At 67.5% G+C, this 21,787-nt stretch carries 18 protein-coding genes; 12 read left to right on the plus strand and 6 right to left on the minus strand.

What is annotated here, in order from left to right:
* From ACIGFL_RS12035 to arcD, 4 genes are all read right to left on the minus strand, one after another.
* Positions 1-1,401 carry a TolC family protein gene (locus tag ACIGFL_RS12035; protein ID WP_397497339.1) on the minus strand — a complete coding sequence of 467 codons (1,401 nt, stop codon included), beginning with the start codon at positions 1,399-1,401 and terminating at the stop codon, positions 1-3.
* Complete coding sequence (locus tag ACIGFL_RS12040; protein WP_397497340.1) at positions 1,388-1,687, minus strand: hypothetical protein; 300 nt, start codon at positions 1,685-1,687, stop codon at positions 1,388-1,390. The genes ACIGFL_RS12035 and ACIGFL_RS12040 overlap by 14 nt, the downstream gene beginning before the upstream one ends.
* Positions 1,688-1,827: 140 nt before the next feature.
* Complete coding sequence (locus ACIGFL_RS12045) at positions 1,828-2,166, minus strand: hypothetical protein (RefSeq protein ID WP_397497341.1); 339 nt, start codon at positions 2,164-2,166, stop codon at positions 1,828-1,830.
* A gap of 69 nt (positions 2,167-2,235) precedes the next feature.
* The gene (gene arcD, locus ACIGFL_RS12050) at positions 2,236-3,663 is read right to left on the minus strand and encodes an arginine-ornithine antiporter (RefSeq protein ID WP_397497342.1); all 1,428 of its coding nucleotides are present in this window, start codon (positions 3,661-3,663) and stop codon (positions 2,236-2,238) included.
* A 163-nt stretch (positions 3,664-3,826) separates the two neighbouring features.
* Here arcD and ACIGFL_RS12055 point away from each other — a divergent pair, with 163 nt between their 5' ends.
* From ACIGFL_RS12055 to ACIGFL_RS12095, 9 genes are all read left to right on the plus strand, one after another.
* Positions 3,827-4,804, plus strand: coding sequence for an alpha/beta hydrolase (locus ACIGFL_RS12055; RefSeq protein ID WP_397497343.1), 978 nt, complete (start codon positions 3,827-3,829; stop codon positions 4,802-4,804).
* Between the two features lie 138 nt (positions 4,805-4,942).
* Positions 4,943-5,629, plus strand: coding sequence for a hydrolase (locus ACIGFL_RS12060; protein ID WP_003243736.1), 687 nt, complete (start codon positions 4,943-4,945; stop codon positions 5,627-5,629).
* An 82-nt stretch (positions 5,630-5,711) separates the two neighbouring features.
* Complete coding sequence (locus ACIGFL_RS12065) at positions 5,712-6,290, plus strand: antibiotic biosynthesis monooxygenase (RefSeq protein ID WP_021446345.1); 579 nt, start codon at positions 5,712-5,714, stop codon at positions 6,288-6,290.
* A gap of 137 nt (positions 6,291-6,427) precedes the next feature.
* Positions 6,428-8,269, plus strand: a complete 1,842-nt coding sequence (locus ACIGFL_RS12070; protein ID WP_397497515.1) for an amidohydrolase — start codon at positions 6,428-6,430, stop codon at positions 8,267-8,269.
* A gap of 1 nt (position 8,270) precedes the next feature.
* Positions 8,271-9,899: an MFS transporter gene (locus ACIGFL_RS12075; RefSeq protein WP_397497344.1), complete on the plus strand. Its 1,629-nt coding sequence runs from the start codon at positions 8,271-8,273 to the stop codon at positions 9,897-9,899.
* Between the two features lie 30 nt (positions 9,900-9,929).
* Complete coding sequence (locus ACIGFL_RS12080; RefSeq protein WP_397497345.1) at positions 9,930-10,700, plus strand: alpha/beta fold hydrolase; 771 nt, start codon at positions 9,930-9,932, stop codon at positions 10,698-10,700.
* A 34-nt stretch (positions 10,701-10,734) separates the two neighbouring features.
* Positions 10,735-13,740, plus strand: coding sequence for a two-component regulator propeller domain-containing protein (locus ACIGFL_RS12085; RefSeq protein ID WP_397497346.1), 3,006 nt, complete (start codon positions 10,735-10,737; stop codon positions 13,738-13,740).
* Complete coding sequence (locus tag ACIGFL_RS12090) at positions 13,737-14,378, plus strand: response regulator (RefSeq protein ID WP_397497347.1); 642 nt, start codon at positions 13,737-13,739, stop codon at positions 14,376-14,378. Before ACIGFL_RS12085 ends, ACIGFL_RS12090 begins: the two co-directional genes overlap by 4 nt.
* 86 nt (positions 14,379-14,464) lie before the next feature.
* Positions 14,465-15,031 (plus strand): helix-turn-helix domain-containing protein, encoded by a 567-nt coding sequence (locus tag ACIGFL_RS12095; RefSeq protein WP_397497348.1) that lies wholly within the window; start codon positions 14,465-14,467, stop codon positions 15,029-15,031.
* On the opposite strand, the gene ACIGFL_RS12100 is transcribed toward ACIGFL_RS12095, so the two are convergent.
* Together ACIGFL_RS12100 and ACIGFL_RS12105 are read right to left on the minus strand one after the other, a co-directional pair.
* On the minus strand, positions 15,032-15,634 hold the full coding sequence (locus tag ACIGFL_RS12100; protein WP_397497349.1) for a glutathione S-transferase family protein: 603 nt from the start codon (positions 15,632-15,634) through the stop codon (positions 15,032-15,034). It abuts the gene before it with no gap.
* Between the two features lie 133 nt (positions 15,635-15,767).
* Complete coding sequence (locus ACIGFL_RS12105) at positions 15,768-16,928, minus strand: PLP-dependent aminotransferase family protein (RefSeq protein ID WP_397497350.1); 1,161 nt, start codon at positions 16,926-16,928, stop codon at positions 15,768-15,770.
* A 167-nt stretch (positions 16,929-17,095) separates the two neighbouring features.
* On the opposite strand from ACIGFL_RS12105, the gene ACIGFL_RS12110 reads away from it, so the two are divergent.
* The 3 genes from ACIGFL_RS12110 (at position 17,096) to xdhB (ending at position 21,704) form a co-directional block, all read left to right on the plus strand.
* On the plus strand, positions 17,096-17,521 hold the full coding sequence (locus ACIGFL_RS12110; protein WP_021443262.1) for a MarR family winged helix-turn-helix transcriptional regulator: 426 nt from the start codon (positions 17,096-17,098) through the stop codon (positions 17,519-17,521).
* A 284-nt stretch (positions 17,522-17,805) separates the two neighbouring features.
* Positions 17,806-19,245, plus strand: a complete 1,440-nt coding sequence (gene xdhA, locus ACIGFL_RS12115; protein ID WP_397497351.1) for a xanthine dehydrogenase small subunit — start codon at positions 17,806-17,808, stop codon at positions 19,243-19,245.
* A gap of 62 nt (positions 19,246-19,307) precedes the next feature.
* A complete protein-coding gene (xdhB, locus tag ACIGFL_RS12120; protein ID WP_397497352.1) occupies positions 19,308-21,704 on the plus strand; it encodes a xanthine dehydrogenase molybdopterin binding subunit in 2,397 nt (798 codons plus the stop codon).
* Positions 21,705-21,787: the final 83 nt, after the last annotated feature.

Raw genomic sequence — 21,787 nt, forward strand, 5'->3', positions numbered from 1 at the left:
TCAGTGGCCGGCGGCGGCCGGCTCGGCAGCAGCGGCAGGCGCCGCGCCGAGCGAGGGATTGGGCGCGCCCAACAGGGCCATGTCGAGGTCGGCGCGAGCCAGCCAGAAGTCGCGTTGCGCCTGCAGGTAGCCGTCCACCGCCTGCACCTGGCGGCGCGCATCGGCGAGCAGGTCGAAGGTGCTGATGAACATGCCGTTGTAACGCAGCAGGTTTTCCTCGGCGATGCGCTGGCGCAGCGGCAGCACCTCGGCGCGGTAGTGCTGCGCCAGCTCGAAGGCATTGCGGTAGGCGTGGTAGGCCTCGCGCACCTGCGAGCGGGCGTTGATCGCCGTCTCGGCGGCGCGGTTGAGCGCCTGGCGATATTGCGCCTCGGCCCGCGCCACCTTGGCACCGCTCCAGTCGAACAGCGGCAGTTCGACGCTGATCTCGTAGCCGCGCTGGGTCGGCTCCTCGTTGGAACGGTTGTTGACCACGCCCAGTTCCAGCACGTTGATGAAACGCGTGGTGCGGGTCAGACCGAGGTTCTGCGCCAGGCGCTCGGCATCCAGGCGCACGGCCTGGATGTCCTGGCGCTGGCTCATGGCCAGGCGCTCCACGTCCGGCAGCTGGTCGGCGCTGTTCGGCAGCGCCGGCAGGCGTTCGGGCAGGCGGTAGTCGAGCTGCTCGCCCCACAGGCCGAGCAGGCGAGTCAGCTGCTCGCGGCTGCGCACCCGCGCCTGTTCGGCCTGGATCAGGCCGATGCCGGCCTCGGCGTAGAAGTTCTGCTGCTCGGCCTGCTGCAGCTTGCTGAAGTTGCCCACCGCGGCCAGGCGCCGGGCCAGCTCGGCGCCGGCTTCGGCGGCGTCCAGCACCTGCCGCGCGTAGACCAGGCTCTCCTCGGCGGCGACCGCCTGGTACCAGGCCTTGCGCGTCTCGCTGGCCAGGTCGAACACCGCCAGGCTGGTCTGCCGCTGCAGCTGCTCGAAGCGCCGCCCTTCCAGGCGCGAGGTCAGCGGCAGGGCGATCAGGCGCGCCAGGTTCAGGTGCAGGCCGCGCTCGTATTCGACCTCGCTGCCCTTCTCCAGACGGCCGTAGGAGAAGCCGGGATTGGGCAGGCGCCCGGCCTGCACGCGCTCGGCCTCGCCGATGCCCAGCTCGTCGAAGGACGCCTGCAGGCCGCGATTGTTGAGCAGCGCCAGCTGCATCGCGGCGTCCAGGCTCAGGGGTTCGGCCAGCAGCTCGGCGACGCGCGCCTCGATCTGCCCGCGCCCGGCCTCGTCGCGCGCCCACAGCAGCTGCTTGTCCAGCTGGCGCTCGGCGTTTTGCTGCACCGGGTCGAAACCGCCGTCCTGGCTGAAGCCGGCGCAGCCGGCCAACAGCAGCGCGGCGCAGAGCAGCACGGCGGATTTAATGGTGGTCATGGCCACCTCCCTCGGCGGGCTCGGCACCCTGCTCGGCCGGCTGCTCCCAGCCCTCCATGCTGTAGGTGCGCCAGCCGCCGATACGGCCGACCAGGTCATTGGCCGCGCGCCAGTCCTGCAACGGCTCGTCGGCCTGGGCGCGGTAGTGCTGCAAGGGTGAACGGTAATCCTGCGCCGGCACGGCGGCGTTGGCGTCCAGCGGGTCGGGCTGGGCCGCCATCAGGCTGCTGGGCAGCGCCAGGGCAGCGATGCCCAGCAGCCATCCGGCAAGGGAATGCAAAGTCATGATGTGTTCTCGCGTACGGCGGCCAGGCGGCCGCGTGAGCTACAGGCGCCGCAGGACGGCGCTACCTAAGGGGCTCAGGCGAGAGAAAGACGCGGGGGGCGTTCGGGGGTGTCGGCCACGCCGACGATAAGGCGGTCGGGCTAGGCTACGGCCGGCTCGACGGCTTGCAGGGCAGAGTCGTTCAGAAACGGCTGGCTGGGTGCGGCGACGCCGACGCAGAAGGCGCACAGGGTGCAGAGGCTGCCATCGCCGGGAGCCTCGCTGCTGGCAGCAGGCGCGTCATCCTGATGCGCGTCATGTGCGCTATCGGCCGTCATGTCGTGGTGCTCGCCGTGCTCGCCCTGCTGAGTCGAGCTCATCTGCAGGGCGCCGCTGCGATGCACCTGCTCGCACAACTGCATGCCGAGCGCCGCCATGGCCTGTGCCGGCAGGGCCAGCATCAGCATCCAGATCAGGGCGGTACGCAGGGATTTGCGCATAGGGGTCGCGAGGCCAGAGTCAGAGGGCGATGGGGCGGATTATCCGCGCGCTGGCCGCTTTGTCCAGCCCTACAGTGTCAGGTGACCGGCATACAGGCCATAGCCGGCCAGCACGGCGGTCAGCAATACGGCGGCGAAGATCGGCCATTCGTAGCGGGTGAACAGCACCTGCCCCTGCTCGCGCTTGGCCTGGCGAAACAGCAGCGCCCCCGGCGCGTAGAGCAGCGCCGACAGCAGCAGGTACTTGACCCCGCCGGCATACAGCAGCCAGATCGCGTAGCCCACCGCCAGCAGGCCGATGGCCAGATCCTTGCGGCGTAGCCCGGCCTGGCCTTCGTAGGTCTCGCCGCGCAGCGCCAGCAGCAGCGCATAGACCGCCGACCACAGGTAGGGCACCAGGATCATCGACGAGGCCAGGTAGATCAGCGACAGGTAGGTGCCCTGGGAAAACAGGGTGATCAGCAGAAACAGCTGGATCATGCCGTTGGTCAGCCACAGCGCGTTGACCGGCACCTGGTTGGCGTTTTCCCGGCGCAGGAAGGCCGGCATGGTGCCGTCCTTGGCGGAGACGAAGAGGATTTCGGCGCACAGCAGCGCCCAGGACAGCAGCGCGCCGAGCAGCGACACCGCCAGGCCGATGCTGATCAGCACCGCGCCCCAGCGCCCCACCACGTGTTCCAGCACCCCGGCCATGGACGGGTTCTGCAGCGCCGCCAGTTCGGGCTGGCTCATCACCCCCAGCGACAGCAGGTTGACCAGCATCAGCAGCGCCAGCACGCCGAGAAAACCCATAACCGTGGCCTTGCCCACATCGCGGCGGCGCTCGGCGCGCGACGAGTACACGCTCGCCCCTTCGATGCCGATGAACACGAACACGGTGACCAGCATCATGTTGCGTACCTGCTCCAGCACGCCGCCGAACTGCGGATTGCTGCGGCCCCAGATGTCACGGGTGAAGATGTCGCGGTCGAAGGCCAGGCCGACGATGACGATGAACAGCAGGATCGGCACCAGCTTGGCCACGGTGGTGATCAGGTTGATCAGCGCCGCCTCCTTGATGCCGCGCAGCACCAGGGCGTGCACGCACCACAGCAGCACCGAGGAACAGGCGATGGCCAGCGGCGTATTGCCCTGGCCGAAGACCGGGAAGAAGTAACCCAGGGTGGAGAACAGCAGGACGAAGTAGCCGACATTGCCCAGCCAGGCGCTGATCCAGTAGCCCCAGGCCGAGGAAAAACCCATGTAATCGCCGAGGCCCGCCTTGGCGTAGACGTACACCCCGCCATCGAGCTGCGGCTTGCGGTTGGCCAGGTTCTGAAAGACGAAGGCCAGCGCCAACATGCCCACCGCGGTGATGCCCCAGCCGATCAGCACGGCGCCGACATCGGCCCGTGCGGCGATGTTCTGCGGCAGCGAGAAGATCCCGCCACCGACCATCGAGCCCACCACCAGCGCGGTCAGCGACCCCAGACCCAGCTTGCGACTTTCCCCTGTCATGCCCACCTCGTGCGGACGCCAGCGACTCCGCTCTCACTCTAGCAGCCCGGCAGCAGCCTGATGCCAAAACGGCAGGCCGGTACAAGCCGGCTCGACCTCAGGGGCAGAAGATGCCCGACGCAGTAGCGCTACAGCTCCTTCAACCATCATGAGGTCAATCGCCATGCAGCCCTCCCCCAACCTGGGCGCCGGCAGTCCCGGCGTCGAACGCAACACCCAATCCTTTCTCGAAGCCCTGGCCGCCGGTGGTGGCACGCCCCTGGAACGGCTATCGCCTGCGGAAGCCCGCGCCGTGCTGGTAGGCGCGCAAGCCTCGATCGAGGTCGATCTATCGGCCGTGGAAACCCGCGAACACAGCATCGAGGCCGCCGGCCAGACGCTCAAGCTGGTGGTGGTGCGCCCGGCGGGCAGCCAGGGCAACCTGCCGGGCTTCATGTTATTCCACGGTGGCGGCTGGGTGCTGGGCGACTATCCGACCCACGCACGGCTGATCCGCGACCTGGTGGTGCATTCCGGCGCCGCGGCGGTCTACGTCGACTACACCCCCTCGCCCGAAGCGAAATACCCGACTGCGATCAACCAGGCCTTTGCTGCGACCCAATGGGTGGCCGCCAATGGCAGCCAGATCGGTGTCGACGGCTCGCGCCTGGCCGTGGCCGGCAACAGCGTCGGCGGCAACATGGCGGCCGTGGTCGCCATCAAGGCGAAAGAGGCCGGTACGCCGAAGCTGCGTTTTCAGCTGCTGCTGTGGCCGGTGACCGACGCCAGTTTCAACAACGCCTCCTACAACCAGTTCGCCGAGGGGCATTTCCTCACCCGCGGGATGATGGAGTGGTTCTGGGACAACTACACCACCGACCCCAAGCAGCGTAACGAGATCCACGCCTCGCCGCTGCGCGCCAGCCTGGAGCAGCTGCAAGGCCTGCCACCGGCCATGGTGCAGAGCGCCGAGATGGACGTGCTGCGCGACGAAGGCGAAGCCTACGCCCGCCGCCTGGGCGCGGCCGGCGTCGCGGTCAGCGCCGTGCGTTACAACGGCATGATCCACGACTACGGCCTGCTCAACGTGATCGCCGAGGTACCTGCGGTGCGCACTGCCATGCAGCAGGCCGGCGCGGCGTTGCGCGAACACCTGGCCTGAGCGCCACAGCCCGATACCAGAACCGCAGTTACATCCAATCCAGGCGGCGACCGCTCTGCAATAGTCCTTTCGTCTACCCGACGGTAACGACCGACGGGATGCGTGCATCGTCCACCGCCTCACCGACAGGTAACCGCTATGAGCAATCCAAAAACCGAAGTCCTGACCCCGCACAACAGCCAGCTGATCTTCATCGACCAGCAGCCGCAAATGGCCTTCGGCGTGCAGAGCATCGATCGGCAAACCCTGAAGAACAACACCGTGGGCCTGGCCAAGGCGGCCAAGATCTTCAACGTGCCGACCATCATCACCACGGTCGAGACCGAAAGCTTCTCCGGCCACACCTACCCCGAACTGCTCGCCGTGTTCCCCGACGCGCCGCTGCTCGAGCGCACCTCGATGAACTCCTGGGACGACCAGAAGGTTCGCGACGCGCTGAAGAAGAACGGCCGCAACAAGGTCATCGTTTCCGGCCTGTGGACCGAGGTGTGCAACACCACCTTCGCCCTCTCCGCCATGCACGACGCCGGCTACGAGATCTACATGGTCGCCGACGCCTCCGGCGGCACCTCGCAGGCCGCCCACGACTACTCCATGCAGCGCATGATCCAGGCCGGCGTGGTGCCGGTGACCTGGCAACAGGTACTGCTGGAGTGGCAGCGCGACTGGAAGAACCGCGACACCTACGACGCCGTCATGGCCCTGGTCAAGGAACACTCCGGTGCCTACGGCATGGGCGTGGACTACGCCTACACCATGGTGCACAAGGCGCCTGAGCGTGTGCAGCACGGTCCGACCCTGGCCCCGGTGGCAGCCCCCATCTGAGCCGATGACGGCCGAGCCGGTGACGCGCCCCGCCGCACGTCACCGGCTCGGCAAGACCCAGGCCACGCGCAGAGTCTCCAGCATGAGCGAGACGCAACAGGAAACCGTCACCCTGGTGGTGCGCCACCAGGTGCGCCCCGACCATGTGCCGCGTTACGAGGCCTGGCTACGGCGCATCATCGCCACCGCCAGCCAATGCCCCGGCCACCTCGGCGTGGACGTGGTGCGCAGCCGTCAGGCCAGCCTGGCGCAATTCACCTGCGTGCTGCGCTTCGCCGGCCTGCAGCAGTTGCAGAACTGGATCGACTCGGAGCAAAGGCGCCAGTTGATCGCCGAGGTCGAGCCGCTGCTGCGCGCCGGCGACCAGCTGGAGATCGCCCAGGGCAAGGAATTCTGGTTCATGCCGGAAAGCGCGCAGACGCCGCCGCCCCGCTGGAAACAGGTCTGCGTCACCTTCCTGGTGATCCTGCCGCTGAGCCTGCTGGTGCCGCTGCTCTGGCAACCCCTGTTTCAGCTCGCTCCCTGGCTCGGCGGCTACCTGCCGAGCAACATCGTGATCACCCTGAGCATCGTCCTGCTCGTGGTGTACCTGTTCATGCCCATGGCCACGCGGCTGTTCGCCGCCTGGCTGAGCCCCAGCACCGACGAGGATCGACCATGAGCCAGGATCCCTCCGACCCGAAACGTCGCCATTTTCTCGCCACCAGCAGCGTGCTCGGCGCCGCCGGGGCACTGTGGTCCACCCTGCCCTTCGCCGCCTTGTCCGGCGACTCATCCGCCAGTTCACCAGGAGGCAACATGAGTGCCGACCTCATTCTGTACAACGGCCGCCTGCACACGGTCGACCGCGAAAAACCCCAGGCCAGCGCCGTGGCCATCAAGGACGGACGCTTCGTCGCCGTCGGCAGCGATGCCGAAGCCATGGCCCTGCGCGGCGATGCCACGCGCGTGATCGACCTGCAAAAGCGCACGGTGATTCCCGGCCTCAACGACTCGCACCTGCACCTGATCCGCGGCGGCCTCAACTACAACCTGGAGCTGCGCTGGGAAGGCGTGCCGTCGCTGGCCGACGCCCTGCGCATGCTCAAGGAGCAGGCCGACCGCACGCCGACGCCGCAGTGGGTGCGCGTGGTCGGCGGCTGGACCGAGTTCCAGTTCGCCGAGAAACGTCTGCCGACCCTGGATGAGCTGAACAAGGCGGCGCCCGACACCCCGGTGTTCGTCCTGCACCTCTACGACCGCGCCCTGCTCAACCGCGCCGCGCTGCGCGCCGTGGGCTACGACAAGAACACGCCGAACCCGCCCGGCGGCGAGATCCAGCGCGATGCCAGCGGCCAGCCCACCGGCATGCTGATCGCCCGGCCCAATGCGCTGATCCTCTACGCCACCCTGGCCAAGGGGCCGAAGCTGCCGCTGGAGTATCAGGTCAACTCCACCCGCCAGTTCATGCGCGAGCTCAACCGCCTGGGCGTGACCAGCGCCATCGACGCCGGCGGCGGTTACCAGAACTACCCCGACGACTACCAGGTGATCCAGGAGCTGGCCGACAAGGATCAGCTCACCGTGCGCATCGCCTACAACCTGTTCACCCAGAAGCCCAAGGAAGAACTGCAAGACTTCAAGGCCTGGAGCAAGATCGTCAAGCCGGGCGACGGCACCGACTTCCTGCGTCATAACGGCGCCGGCGAGATGCTGGTGTTCTCTGCCGCCGACTTCGAGGACTTCGTCGAACCGCGCCCGGACCTGGCGCCGAGCATGGAAGCCGATCTGGAGCCGGTGGTGCGTCATCTGGTCGAGCAGCGCTGGCCGTTCCGCCTGCACGCCACCTACGACGAATCCATCTCGCGCATGCTCGACGTATTCGAGAAGGTCGACCGCGACATGCCGTTCAACGGCCTGCCCTGGCTGTTCGACCATGCCGAGACCATCAGCCCGCGCAACATCGAGCGGGTACGGGCGCTCGGCGGCGGCATCGCCATCCAGCACCGCATGGCCTTCCAGGGCGAATACTTCATCGACCGCTACGGCGCCAAGGCCGCTGAAGCCACCCCACCGATCCAGCGCATGCTGGCCGAAGGCGTGCCGGTCGGCGGCGGCACCGACGCCACCCGCGTGGCCAGCTACAACCCCTGGACGGCGCTGTACTGGCTGGTCAGCGGCAAGACGGTCGGCGGCACCACGCTCAACCCGCAGGGGCTGCCGCGTGACACCGCGCTGCAGCTGTTCACCCACGGCAGCGCCTGGTTCTCCAGCGAACAGGGCAAGAAGGGCCAGATCAAGGTAGGCCAGCTCGCCGACCTGGTGGCCTTGACGGCGGACTTCTTCAGCATCGAGGAAGAGCAGATCAAGTGGCTGGAGTCGGTGCTGACCATCGTCGGCGGCAAGGTGGTGCATGGCACCGGCGAGTTCGACAAGCTCGCCCCGCCGACGCTGCCGGTACTGCCGGACTGGTCGCCGGTGACGATGGTGCCCGGGCACTGGAAGCCGGTCGCCGCGCCCATGGCCGCCAGCATCCACCAGTGCGTCGGCGCCTGCGCCGTGCATCAGCACCAGCATGACCGTGCGCGTCGCAGCAGTGTGCCGGTGAGCGATCACCAGGGCTTCTGGGGCGCCTTCGGCTGCTCCTGCTTTGCCTTCTGACATGGCCAGCGAAAAACCCTCGCCCTGGGGCGCCCTCAAGCACAGCACCTTCCGCTGGCTGTGGCTGGCCAGCATCGCCTCGAACATCGGTACCTGGATGCACGAGGTGGGTGCCGGCTGGCTGATGACCAGCCTGTCGGCCAACCCCATGCACGTGGCGCTGGTACAGGTCGCCGGCTCGGCGCCGATGTTCCTCCTGGCGCTGCCGGCCGGCGCCATGGCCGATATCGTCGACAAGCGCCGCTATCTGCTCGGCGTGCAGCTGTGGATGGCGGCGGTGGCGACGCTGCTGGCCGTACTGACCCTGCTCGGCCTGACCACCGTCTGGCTGCTGCTGGGCATGACCCTGGCCATGGGCGTCGGTACCGCGTTGATGATGCCGGCCTGGTCGGCGCTGACGCCGGAACTGGTGAGCAAGCGCGACCTGCCCTCGGCCATCGCCCTGTCCAGCCTCGGCATCAATGTCGCCCGTGCGCTCGGCCCGGCCATCGCCGGGGTGCTGGTCAGCTTGAGCGGCCCCTGGGCGACCTTCGCCCTCAACGCCCTGTCGTTCTTCGCGGTGATGGCGGTGCTGTTGACCTGGAAGCGCGAGCGCCAGGTCGCCAGCTTCCCGGCCGAACGCCTGCTGGGCGCCATGCGTGCCGGCTGGCGCTACAGCCGCGCCTCGAAACCGCTACAGGCGGTGCTGGTACGCGCCGCGGCGTTCTTCGTCGGCGCCAGCGCCGGCATGTCGCTGCTGCCGTTGATCGTGCGCGGCGAGCTGCAGGGCAGCGCCAGCGACTTCGGCCTGATGCTGGGCAGCGTCGGCGTCGGCGCCGTGCTCGGCGCCACCTTGCTGCCGCGCGTGCGCGAGCGCATCAGCAGCGACCGTCTGGTGCTGCTGGCCAGCCTGCTCTATGCCCTGGTGCTGCTGGCCCTGGCCAGCCTGCGCCACTTCGCCGCCCTGCTGCCGGTGATGCTGCTCAGCGGCGCGGCCTGGATCGCCGTGTTGTCCAGCCTGCAGGTCGCCGCGCAGACTTCGGTGCCGGACTGGGTACGGGCGCGGGCGCTGTCGGTCTATATCCTGGTGTTCTTCGGCAGCATGGCCGCCGGTGGCGCGCTCTGGGGCTTCGTCGCCAGCCAGGCGTCGATCCCGCTCGCCCTGGTCGCCGCGGCCGGCTGCCTGGCGCTGGGTGGGCTGCTCACGCCGCGTTTCCCGCTGCCGGTTACCGAGGCCGAGGATCTCGCCCCGTCGCTGCACTGGCCGGCGCCGATCCTGGCCGACGAAGCCGACCTCGAGCGCGGCCCGGTGATGGTCACCCTGCACTACGACATCGCCCCGGAACATGCCACGGCCTTTCGCCAGGCGATGAGCGAGGTGGCACGCATGCGTCGGCGCAACGGTGCGTTCTCCTGGGGCCTGGTACAGAGCAGCGAGAACCCGCGCCACTGGCAGGAGTTCTTCTTCGACGAGTCCTGGCTCGAACACCTGCGCCACCACGGCCGGGTCACCCGCGCCGAGCAACGCATCGAGGCGGCGGCCAGGCAGTTCCAGAGCACCGGGGTCGCGATACGCATCGACCACTTCCTGACGCCGGGCAAACAGGCGCCGGAGCCTTCGGAAGCGCAGCATGCCAGCGATCCGCGATGACGGCGTAGTGGCGGCAGGACGCTCGCCGCCATGAGCCGGCAGGCCCTGTTCATTCACGGAACCTGGCTCACCCCGCTGATCTGGAGCCGCTTTCGCCGCCGCTTCGAGGCCTGCGGCTATAGCTGCAGCGCGCCGGCCTGGCCGCTGCTCGCTGCCGACCCGGCGGGTCAGCGCAGCCAGCCGCCGCGGGCAACGGCCAGCCTGGGCATCGCCGCCATTCTCGCTCACTACGCAGGGCAGATCGGCGACCTCGCACAGCCGCCGCTGCTGATCGGTCACGACCTTGGCGGCCTGCTGGTGCAGCTGCTGCTCGACCGCGGCCTGGGCTGCGCCGGCATCGCCATCGCGCCACCGGCCCATGGTGGGCTGGAAGGGCTGCGCGGCAGCGGGCCCTGGCTGCTGCGCCAGGCGTGCTGGCGCGGCGTGCTGCACATGAGCCCGCAACATTTCGCCCGCACTATGGCGCAGACACTGACGCCAGAGCGGCAGGCCGCCGCATACGCGCGGCATATCGTGCCGGCACCAGGCCGGGTATTCTTCGACAACGCGCTGGGCATCGGTAGCCGTATCGACTTCGGCAATCCCGACCGCCCACCGCTGTTGCTGATTGCTGCAGGCGCGGACCGTAGCGTCCGCCCCACTGCGGTCGCGGCGGCCTATCGGCGCCACCGGGGCTCGACGGCGGTCACCACTTTCAAACACTTCAGCGGCTACAGCCACTGGCTGATTGCCGAACCGGGTTGGGAAACCATTGCCGACTACTGCATCGAATGGGCACAAAACCAGCTGGGACGCTTCTGAATCGCCGACCGCCTCGCAGCTTCATCCTCTGTTCGTGGCACTGGCCCTGCTGTGCCTGCTGCTCAGCGCCGCCGTTCGCGCCGACGCTGGCGAACTGCAGCAACGCTTCGAACATCGGCGCTGGACGCTCAACGACGACAGCCCCAGCCAGATCGGCGCCCTGGCGCAGACCCGCGACGGCTATCTGTGGCTCGGCACCCATGATTCGCTGTATCGCTTCGACGGCCTGAGTTTCACCCGCTACCGCGCCGCCGATCAGCAGGAACTGGGCATAGTCTCCAGTCTGCTGGCCAGCGACCAGGGCCTGTGGGTGGGCCTGCGCAACGGCGGCGTGCGCCTGATCGACGCCGAGGGCGAGGTCGCGGCCGCCTTCGACCTGGGCCGCGGCACGGTCTACGCCCTGGCGCAGACCGCCGACGGCCAGCTATGGGCTGCGGCCAACGACGGTCTGCTGCGCTTCGACGGGCAAAGCTGGCAGCAGCTTTCCAGCCAGGCCGGCTTCGTCGGCGCGAACGCCTACGCCCTGCTGGTCGATAGCAACGGCCGGCTATGGGTGGCCGACGAGCGGCGCCTCTATACGCTGGAGCCCGGCGCCCGGACGCTGCGCGACAGCGGCATCGCAGTCAGGCGTCCCCGGCAGATCGTCCAGGCGCCCGATGGCGCGCTGTGGCTGGCCGAACGCGACGGCGAGTCGGTACTGCGGCTGGATAGCTCGACCGGGCAGGCCAGTCGCATCGGGGTCGGCGAGCCGGTCAACGCCCTGCTGTTCGACCAACGTGGCGCGCTGTGGCTGAGCACCGCCGGCAACGGCCTGCTGCATGTGGCGCAGCCGGATCGCCACGCGCTGGGCGGTTTCAACGCCATCGAACGCTTCGCTGCTCGCGACGGGCTCAGCTCCGACCTCGTTGCGCCGCTGCATCAGGACAGCGAAGGCAGCCTCTGGGTAGGCACCCACGATGGCCTGGACCGCCTGCGCGACCGACCGCTGCAACCGGCGGGCTTGCCCGCCAATGCGCAGAATCTGGCCCTGGTGGCGGATCGGACCGGCGCGCTCTGGGCCGGCAGCAGCAACCTGCCGGTGATGCGCCTGGATCGCGACGGCCTGCAGCATCTGCCGCTGCAGACGCCGATCAGCGCCACCGCCCGCGACAGCCAGGGCAACGCCTGGCTGGCCGGTCCACAGGGCATCTGGCGCAGCAGCGGCGACAGCCTGCAAAAAGTCGCCGAGCTGCCGGAGCAACGCAGCCTGGACTCCGCGGTGCGCGCCATGCTGGTGGATCGCCACGGCGCGCTGTGGCTGTCGCTGAACCGCCAGGGCCTGTTCGTCCTGCGCGACGGGCGCTGGCACGGGCTGCCGCCGCCGAGCGCCAAGCCGGCGCAGCAGATGCCGGTCAGCGCCGCCCTGGCGCCCGATGGCGGCCGCTGGTTCGGTTATCGCGACAACCTGATCGTCCGCCACGACGACGGTGGCGAACGCCATTGGGGCGCGGCCGAAGGCCTGGATGTCGGCCATGTGACCGCCATGGCCCATCAGCCCGGTCATGCCTGGGTCGGCGGCCAGCGTGGCCTGGCGCGTTTCGACGGGCAGCGCTTTCAGCGCCTGCCGCTGCCGGACAACGGCCTGTTCGACAACCTCTACGCCATCGTCCCGGTGCGGGTCGAGGCCGGTGAGGATCTCTGGCTGCAGGGCCAGGGCGGCATCTTCCAGCTGCCCGCCGCGGAGATCGCCCTGGCCCTGGCCAACCCCGCGCATCAGATCCGCTACCGCACCTACGATGCACAGGGCGGCCTGGCCAACGACCCGCACCAGGTACTGGCCCTGCCCACCGCAGTGCGCGCCGGCGAGAATCGGCTATGGTTCGTCACCCGCAACGGCGTGGTCGGCCTGAACCCGCTGCGCGCCCCGCAGAACAGTGCGGCGCCGCGCGTGCGCATCGAATCGCTGGTGGTGGACGGCGAGGCGCTGCCGCTCGGTGCAACCGCCGAGCTGCCGGCGGACAGCCGGCGTCTGGTCATCGGCTACGGCGCGCCGAGCCTGTCGGCGCCGCAGGGCCTGCATTTTCTCTATCGCCTCGACGGCTTCGATCACGCCTGGCAATCCGCCGGCCGCCAGCGGGAAGTCACCTACACCGGCCTGCCCGCGGGCGACTACCGCTTCCGGGTACGCGCCCTCAACCAGAACGGGGTCGCCAGCGAACAGGACGCCGAACTCGACTTCAGCATCGCACCGCTGTTCTACCGCCAGCCGTGGTTTCTCCTGGCGCTCGGCTTCGCCCTGCTCGGCAGCCTGCATCTGCTCTACCGCAGCAACATGCGGCGCGCGGCGGAGCGGCTGCGCACCCGCCTGGAAGAGCGTCACGAGGAGCGCGAGCGCATCGCCCGCGAGCTGCACGACACCCTGTTGCAGGGGGTGCAGGGGTTGATGCTGCACGTGCAGGCCGCGGCCGACAGCCTGCCCGTCGGACAGCCCAGCCGCGGCCTGCTGGAAAAGGCACTGGACCGCGCCGACCAGGTGATCAACGAGGGTCGCGAGCGGGTGCGCGATCTGCGCAGCGTGCCTCAAGGTCCCGTCGACCTGCCCCAGGCACTGGGCGAGCTGGAGCATCTGCTCGATCACCCGGGCGTAACCTATCGGATCGACATAAAGGGCACGCCCATTGCGCTGCATCCGGTGGTTCACGATGAGCTGTACCTGCTGGCGCGCGAGGCCGTCGGCAACGCCTTTCGCCATGCCCGCGCCAGCCTCGTGCAGCTGCAGCTGGACTATGACCCGCGCCAGTTCGAGCTGCAGGTGGTCGACGATGGCTGCGGCATTCGCGCCGATTACCTGGACAGCAGCGAGGCCGCCGATCACTGGGGCCTGCGCGGGATGTACGAGCGCGCCGCGAAGATTGGCGCTACCCTCAGCATTCACGGCGCCCAGGGGCGCGGCAGCCAGGTCCGGCTGACACTGGTCGGCGTACTGGCCTACCGGCAGAAGGAGCCTTGCGCGCGCCGCTGGCTACCCTGGAAAAGACTCACGAGGAGCCCGCACCCATGAGCATCGCCACCCCCATCCGCGTGCTGGTCGCCGATGACCATCCGCTGCTGCGCGAGGGCATCGCCGCCGTTCTCGCCGCTCAGGCGGATATCGAGCTGGTGGGCGAGGCAGGCGACGGCCAGGAAGCGCTGGACTGCTTCCGCCGCCTGCGCCCGGACGTCACCCTGATGGACCTGCAGATGCCGCGCATGAACGGCATCGAGAGCATCCAGGCGATCCGTAGCGAATGCCCGGATGCGCGCATCGCCATCCTCACCACCTACCGCGGCGACGTGCGCGCCCTGCACGCCATCCAGGCCGGCGCCCAGGCCTATCTGCTGAAAAGCAGCCTGCGCAAGGAACTGGTCGCGACCATCCGTCAGGTAGCCGCGGGTAAACGCCACATTCCGCCGGAGATCGCCGCCGAACTGGCCGAGCATATCGGCCAGCAGTGCCTCAGCGCGCGCGAGGTGGAGGTGCTGCAGGCCGCGGCACTGGGCTACTCCAACCGCGATATCGCCCTGCAACTGCGCATCACCGAGGATACGGTCAAGGGGCATATGCGCCTGGTCATGGACAAGCTCGGCGCCAACAACCGCACCCACGCCGTGGCCATCGCCGTGCAGCGCGGGGTCCTCGAGGTCGGCCTGCCACTTTAGTGTTGCTCCCCGTCCCCACCTTGTGAGCTGGGCGCCGACAGCTCCGCCGCGCATGCTCTGCGTGCGACCAGACAAGGAGGCTTCATATGGGCTCGCTCGGAGAAACTCAGGGCATCATGCCCTGTCTGGCAAAGGCGCTGGACAATGCTCAGACGCTGGCAAGGATCGCCGAATTGCTGGCCGATGCCGGAGCGGCCCTGCAGCAAGACACCCTGCGCGCCTACGTCTACCTCGACCAGGCCATGGAACTGCTAAGACAGGCGAACGGCGGCAGCGAGAGCGACCTGCGCCATACGGCGGGCCTAAACCGCTGGCAAACGCGGCGTCTGGACGAATACATCAGCCGGCATCTGGATACACCGATCCGCACCTGCCACCTGGCCGCTCAGCTCAACCTGAGCAGCAGCCACTTCTCCCATGTGTTCAAGCAGACCTTCGGCATCACGCCGCTGGCCTACGTGGCGCGCAAGCGTATCGAAGCGGCCAGGGCGATGATGCTGGCCACCGATCAGCCATTGACGCAGATTGCCCATGCCCACGGTTTCTGCGACCAGTCGCACTTCACCCGCACCTTTCGACGCGAGACCGGGATGAGCCCACTGCTGTGGCGACAGCGCTGCGCCGCGAAGACGCAGGCTACCACCGAGCGTTGATCAGCCCAGCATGGTCACATGACGCGGATGGCTGGCCACCCGCTCGAGCCAGGCGCGGATGGCCGGGAAGGCTTCGAGGCTGAAGCCGCCCTCGCCGGCCACATGGGTGTAGGCATACAGGGCGATATCGGCAATGGAGTAATGCTCACCGACCAGATAGGGCGTACGTTCGAGCTGCTTCTCCATCACTTTCAGGGCCTTGTAGCCGAGCTTCAGGCAGCGCGCGTGCTCCTCGCGGCGCTCCTCGGGCATGCCCTGGTAGAGCTGGATGAAACGCGCCACCGCAACATAGGGCTCGTGGCTGTACTGCTCGAAGAACTGCCACTGCAGCACCTGAGTGCGCAGGCGCGGCTCGCTGGGCAGGAACTCGCTGCCCTCGGCGAGGTAGTTGAGGATGGCGTTGGACTCCCACAGGCAGGTGCCGTCGTCCAGCTCCAGCACCGGAATCTTGCCGTTGGGATTCTTGGCCAGGAAGGCTTCGCTCTGCGTCTCGCCCTTGAGGATATTGACGGGAATCCACTGGTACTCCTTGCCCAGCAGATGCAGCATCAGCTTGACCTTGTAGCAGTTGCCCGAACGGTAATCGCCGTAGACCTTGTACATCGCATTGCCCTCCCTACATCAATCCTCGCGGCAAGCTCGCCGCCAATCAGCCCAGCTTCTGTAGGAGCGGGTTTATCCGCGAAATTCGCGGCTGAAGCGGAATGCCGCCCAGCCGCTCCTACAGGGGGAAAACTCAATCACGCCCCTGCGCTTCACGGATCACCGCTGCCAGCCGGCGCAGGCCTTCGCCCAGGCGCTCCGGCGCCACATGACTGAAGTTCAGTCGCAGATGACCGGCGTTGGCGTCCGGATCGATAAAGAACGGCTCACCCGGCATAAAGGCGACGTTCTGCGCCAGGGCCGCATCGAGCAATGTGCGGGTATCCAGCGGCTGCTTCAGGGTCAGCCAGAAGAACAGCCCGCCCTGCGGAATCTCCCACTCGGCCAGATCGGCGAAGTGCTCCAGCAGCGCGGCCTGCATGGCATCGCGGCGGATGCGGTAGAAATCGCGCAGCTCGGCCAGGTGGCCGCGGTACTGCTCGCTGCCCAGCCACTGCAGTGCCTGCCACTGGCCGATGCGGTTGGTGTGCAGATCGGCCGACTGCTTAAGGCGCAGCAGGTGCGGGAACAGATCCGGGGTGGCGATCAGGTAGCCGACGCGCAGGCCCGGCAGCAGAGTCTTGGATACGGTGCCGGTGTAGATCCAGCTGGCCTTCTTCAGGCGGCTGACGATGGGCGTGGCTTGGCCTTCATCGAACACCAGCTCGCGGTACGGCTCGTCCTCGATCAGGGTCACGCCGAACTCGTCGAGCAGCGCCGCCACCGCTTCGCGCTTGGCTTCGCTGTAACGGGTGCCGGACGGATTCTGGAAGGTCGGGATCAGGTAGGCGAAGGCCGGCTTGTGCTTTTCCAGACGCTGGCGCAGCGCCGCCAGCTCGGGACCATCGGCCTCCTGCGGCATGCTGATGCAAGCGGCGCCGAACAGCTGGAAGGCCTGCAGTGCGGCCAGGTAGGTCGGCGCCTCGAGCAGCACCTCGGTGCCCGGATCGATGAACAGCTTGGACGCCAGGTCCAGGGTCTGCTGCGAGCCGCTGACGATCAGCACCTGGCTGGCCTCGCAGGGCACGCCCAGGGCGCGCGCCTCGGCGGCAATGGCCTCGCGCAGGGCCGGCTCGCCCTCGCTCATGCCGTACTGGCCCATGCTCGCCGGCATCTCGGCCCAGTCCACCTTCGGCAGCATGGGTTCGGCCGGCAGCCCGCCGGCGAAGGACATCACCTCCGGACGCTGCGCCGCGGCGAGAATTTCACGGATCAGGGAGCTTTTCAGGCGGGCGATGCGTTCGGAGAAGGCCATGGGATTACCTGGGGTGCAAAAGGCTGGAAATTTAAGTCAAACTGCTTGACCGAAACTACGACGCCACCCAGAGATACGTCAATATGACTGACCTAAAAAATTTCCCCGAGAAATTTTTAACGTCGCCCAGCGACGGCCCGCAGGGTGGCCGCCACGGATGGCAGGCCATGAAAAACCCGGCCGTCCAGCAGGCCGCCATGGAGGCCTTTTTCTTCGGCTACCAGGCCTTCACCGCCAAGCCCGACGAGATGCTGGCCAAGCGCGGCCTGTCGCGAGTGCACCACCGCATCTTGTTCTTCATCGCCAAGTACCCGGGGCTGAGCATGAAGGAACTGCTCGGCTATCTCGGCGTGAGCAAGCAGGCGTTGAACACGCCGCTGCGCCAGCTGATGGAAATGCACCTGGTGCACAGCGAGGCCGCGGCGGACGACAAGCGCAAGCGCCTGCTCGGTTTCACCGCCGAAGGCGCCAAACTGGAGCAGGCCCTGCGCCGCGAACAGGCGCGCCTGCTGCAGCGGGTGTTCGCCGAAGTCGGCGAAGAGGCCGTGCAGGGCTGGCTCAAGGTCAACCAGGCGCTGACCGTGCGCCGCTGACCCCGCACGCGGGCGCTCTGGCAGACATCGACAAGCGCCCCTCCTGGCGATCCAGGCACACCGCTGGCACAAAAGCCGCTAGCCTGAAAACAGGCCTCTCGACTCGCGCCCGGCTCATAACCGAATTGCATGACAATCGGCTGACCGCAAGGTCAAATATTTGTTGACCCAAAAGTCAGAAAACTCTAGATTGGCCCCATGGCAGCCCGCGCCAGGGCCTTGCAGTGCGTGCATCACCTGGCCAGCCAACCGAGTCATAACAATAAAGTGCCTGGAGGTCGTCCTTGATCCAGTTTTTACTCAACCGGGAGCTGCGCACCGAGCATGCCCTGGACCCCAACGTCACCGTGCTCAACTACCTGCGTGAGCACGTCGGCAAAACCGGAACCAAGGAAGGCTGCGCCTCCGGCGACTGCGGTGCCTGCACCGTGGTGGTCGGCGAGCTCGAGGGCGACCGCGTACGCTACCGCACCCTCAACTCCTGCCTGACCTTCGTCTCCAGCCTGCACGGCAAGCAACTGATCACCGTCGAAGACCTCAAGCACCAGGGCAAGCTGCACAGCGTGCAGCAGGCGATGGTCGACTGCCACGGCTCGCAGTGCGGCTTCTGCACCCCTGGCTTCATCATGTCGCTGTTTGCCCTGCAGAAGAACTCCACCGGCTACGACAAGGGCCAGACCCTGGAAGCCCTGGCCGGCAACCTGTGCCGCTGCACCGGCTACCGCCCGATCATCGACGCCGCCGAGCAGGCCTGCTGCCAGAAGCAGCCGGACCAGTTCGACGCCTTCGAAAGCAACACCGTGGCCCAGCTCCAGGCCATCGCTCCGCGTGAAACTGCCGAGCTCAACAGTGGCGACAAGCGCTGCCTGGTGCCGCTGACCGTGGCCGACCTGGCCGACCTCTATGCCGCCAACCCCGAAGCCCGCCTGCTCGCCGGCGGTACCGACCTGGCCCTGGAAGTCACCCAGTTCCACCGCGAGCTGCCGGTGATGATCTACGTCGGCCATATCGAAGACATGAAGCGTATCGAAGTGACCGACAGCGCCATCGAGATCGGCGCGGCCGCGGCCCTGTCCGACTGCTACGAAGCGCTGTCGCGCGAGTACCCGGACTTCGGCGAGCTGCTGCACCGCTTCGCCTCGCTGCAGATTCGCAACCAGGGCACCCTGGGCGGCAATATCGGCAACGCCTCGCCCATCGGCGACGCCCCACCCCTGCTGATCGCCCTCGGCGCGCAGATCGCCCTGCGCCAGGGCAACACCCGGCGCATCCTGCCGCTGCAGGACTACTTCCTCGACTACAAGGTGACCGCCCGCCAGGAAGCCGAATTCATCGAGAAGATCATCGTGCCGCGCGCCCAGGCCAACCAGGCGTTCCGCGCCTACAAGGTGTCCAAGCGCCTGGACGACGACATCTCCGCCGTCTGCGCGGCCTTCAACCTGACTATCGTCGACGGCGTGGTCACCGAAGCGCGCATCGCCTTCGGCGGCATGGCCGCCATCCCCAAGCGCGCCAGCGCCTGCGAAGCGGCCCTGGTCGGCTCGGCCTGGTATCCGGGTGTGATCGAACGCGCCTGCGACGCGCTGGGTGAGGACTTCACCCCGCTGTCGGATTTCCGCGCCAGCAAGGAATACCGCCTGCTCACTGCCCAGAACCTGCTGCGCAAGTTCTTCCTGGAGCAGCAGTCGCCCGAGGTCGAGACCCGGGTTACCGCTTACGCCTGATGGCGCAGTGAATTGATACGCCGCCGGCGCGCCCGGCGGCATGCGAAGTTTTGGAGGCGAAGATGTCCAGTCATATCGAACACAAATCCCAGGAAGAGCTGGCCGCCCTGTTCCGCGCCGGCATGACCAGCGGCGTCGGCCGCAGCGTCAAGCACGAGAGCGCGGACAAGCACGTGTCCGGCGAAGCGGTCTATGTCGACGACCGCCTGGAATTCCCCAACCAGTTGCACGTCTATGCGCGCCAGTCGGATCGCGCCCATGCGCGCATCCTGCGCATCGACACCCGCCCCTGCTACGAGTTTCCGGGCGTGGCCATCGCCATCACCAAGGACGACGTACCGGGCCAGCTGGACATCGGCCCGGTGGTCGCCGGCGACCCGCTGCTGGCCGACGGCAAGGTCGAGTACGTTGGCCAGGTGGTGCTGGCGGTGGCCGCCGACAGCCTGGAAACCGCGCGCAAGGCGGCCATGGCCGCGATCGTCGAGTACGAGGACCTGGAGCCGGTGCTCGACGTGGTCGAGGCCTACCGCAAGAAGCATTTCGTGCTCGCCAGCCACACCCACCGCATCGGTGACTCGGCCAGCAAGCTGGCCAGCGCCCCGCGTCGCCTGCAGGGCACCCTGCATATCGGCGGCCAGGAGCACTTCTACCTGGAAACCCAGATTTCCTCGGTCATGCCCACCGAAGACGGCGGTATGCTGGTCTACACCTCGACGCAGAACCCCACCGAGGTGCAGAAGCTGGTCGCCGAAGTGCTCGGCGTGCCGATGAACAAGATCGTCATCGACATGCGCCGCATGGGCGGTGGTTTCGGCGGCAAGGAAACCCAGGCCGCCGGCCCGGCGTGCCTGTGCGCGGTGATCGCGCACCTCACCGGCCGGCCGACCAAGATGCGTCTGCCGCGCATGGAAGACATGAGCATGACCGGCAAGCGTCACCCCTTCTATGTCGAGTACGACGTCGGCTTCGATGACGATGGCCTGCTGCACGGCATCGAGATGGACCTGGCCGGCAACTGCGGCTACTCGCCGGACCTGTCCGGCTCCATCGTCGACCGCGCCATGTTCCACTCGGACAACGCCTACTTCCTCGGCAACGCCACCATCAACGGTCATCGCTGCAAGACCAACACCGCGTCGAACACCGCCTACCGCGGCTTCGGCGGCCCGCAGGGCATGGTCGCCATCGAGGAAGTGATGGACGCCGTGGCGCGCAGCCTGGGCAAGGACCCGCTGGAAGTGCGCAAGCTCAACTACTACGGCAAGACCGAGCGCAACGTCACCCACTACCACCAGACCGTCGAGCACAACGTCATTCACGAAATGACCGCCGAGCTGGAGCAAAGCTGCGAGTACGCCAAGCGCCGTCGCGAAATTATCGAGTTCAACCAAAAAAGCCCGGTGTTGAAGAAAGGCCTGGCCATGACCCCGGTGAAATTCGGCATCAGCTTCACCGCCACCTTCCTCAACCAGGCTGGCGCGCTGATCCACATCTACACCGACGGTTCGATCCACCTCAACCACGGCGGCACCGAGATGGGCCAGGGCCTCAACACCAAGGTGGCGCAGGTCGTCACCGAAGTGTTCCAGGTCGATATCGAGCGCATCCAGATCACCGCCACCAACACCGACAAGGTGCCCAATACCTCGCCGACCGCAGCCTCCAGCGGCGCCGACCTCAATGGTATGGCGGCAAAGAACGCAGCCGAAACCATCAAGCAGCGCCTGGTCGACTTCCTGGTGCGCGAGTACAAGGTGACCCCGGAGGATGTCGAGTTCCGCAACGGCCAGGTGCGCGTGCGCGACCACTTCCTGTCCTTCGAGGAGATGATCCAGAAGGCCTACTTCGGTCAGGTCTCGCTGTCGTCGACCGGCTTCTACCGCACGCCGAAAATCTACTACGACCGCGACAAGGCCGCCGGCCGCCCCTTCTATTACTACGCCTACGGCGTGGCCTGCGTGGAAGTGCTAGTCGACACCCTGACCGGCGAATACCGCATGCTGCGTGGCGACATCCTGCATGACGTCGGCGACTCGCTGAACCCGGCCATCGACATCGGCCAGGTCGAAGGCGCCTTCGTCCAGGGCATGGGCTGGCTGACCATGGAAGAGTTGGTGTGGAACGCCAAGGGCAAGCTGATGACCAACGGTCCGGCCAGCTACAAGATCCCGGCCATCGCCGACATGCCCATCGACCTGCGCGTGAAGCTGGTGGAGAACCGCAAGAACCCGGAAGACACCGTGTTCCACTCCAAGGCCGTGGGCGAGCCGCCATTCATGCTCGGCATCGCCGCCTGGTGCGCCCTCAAGGACGCCGTGGCCAGCCTGGCGGACTACAAGGTGCAACCGCAGATCGACGCTCCGGCCACCCCTGAGCGCGTGCTCTGGGGCGTGGAGCAGGTGCGCAAGCTGAAGGCTTCGGCCAAGACGGCCAGCGCTGCCGAGGTCGAACCGGCGTAACGCTAAACACCTTGGTGGATGTGCTGCGCGACAACCACCCTACGGCGGTTCGTAGGGTGGACAACCGCGAAGCATCGTCCACC

This window comes from Pseudomonas sp. NPDC077649 (assembly GCF_044542855.1).
Taxonomy (GTDB): domain Bacteria; phylum Pseudomonadota; class Gammaproteobacteria; order Pseudomonadales; family Pseudomonadaceae; genus Aquipseudomonas.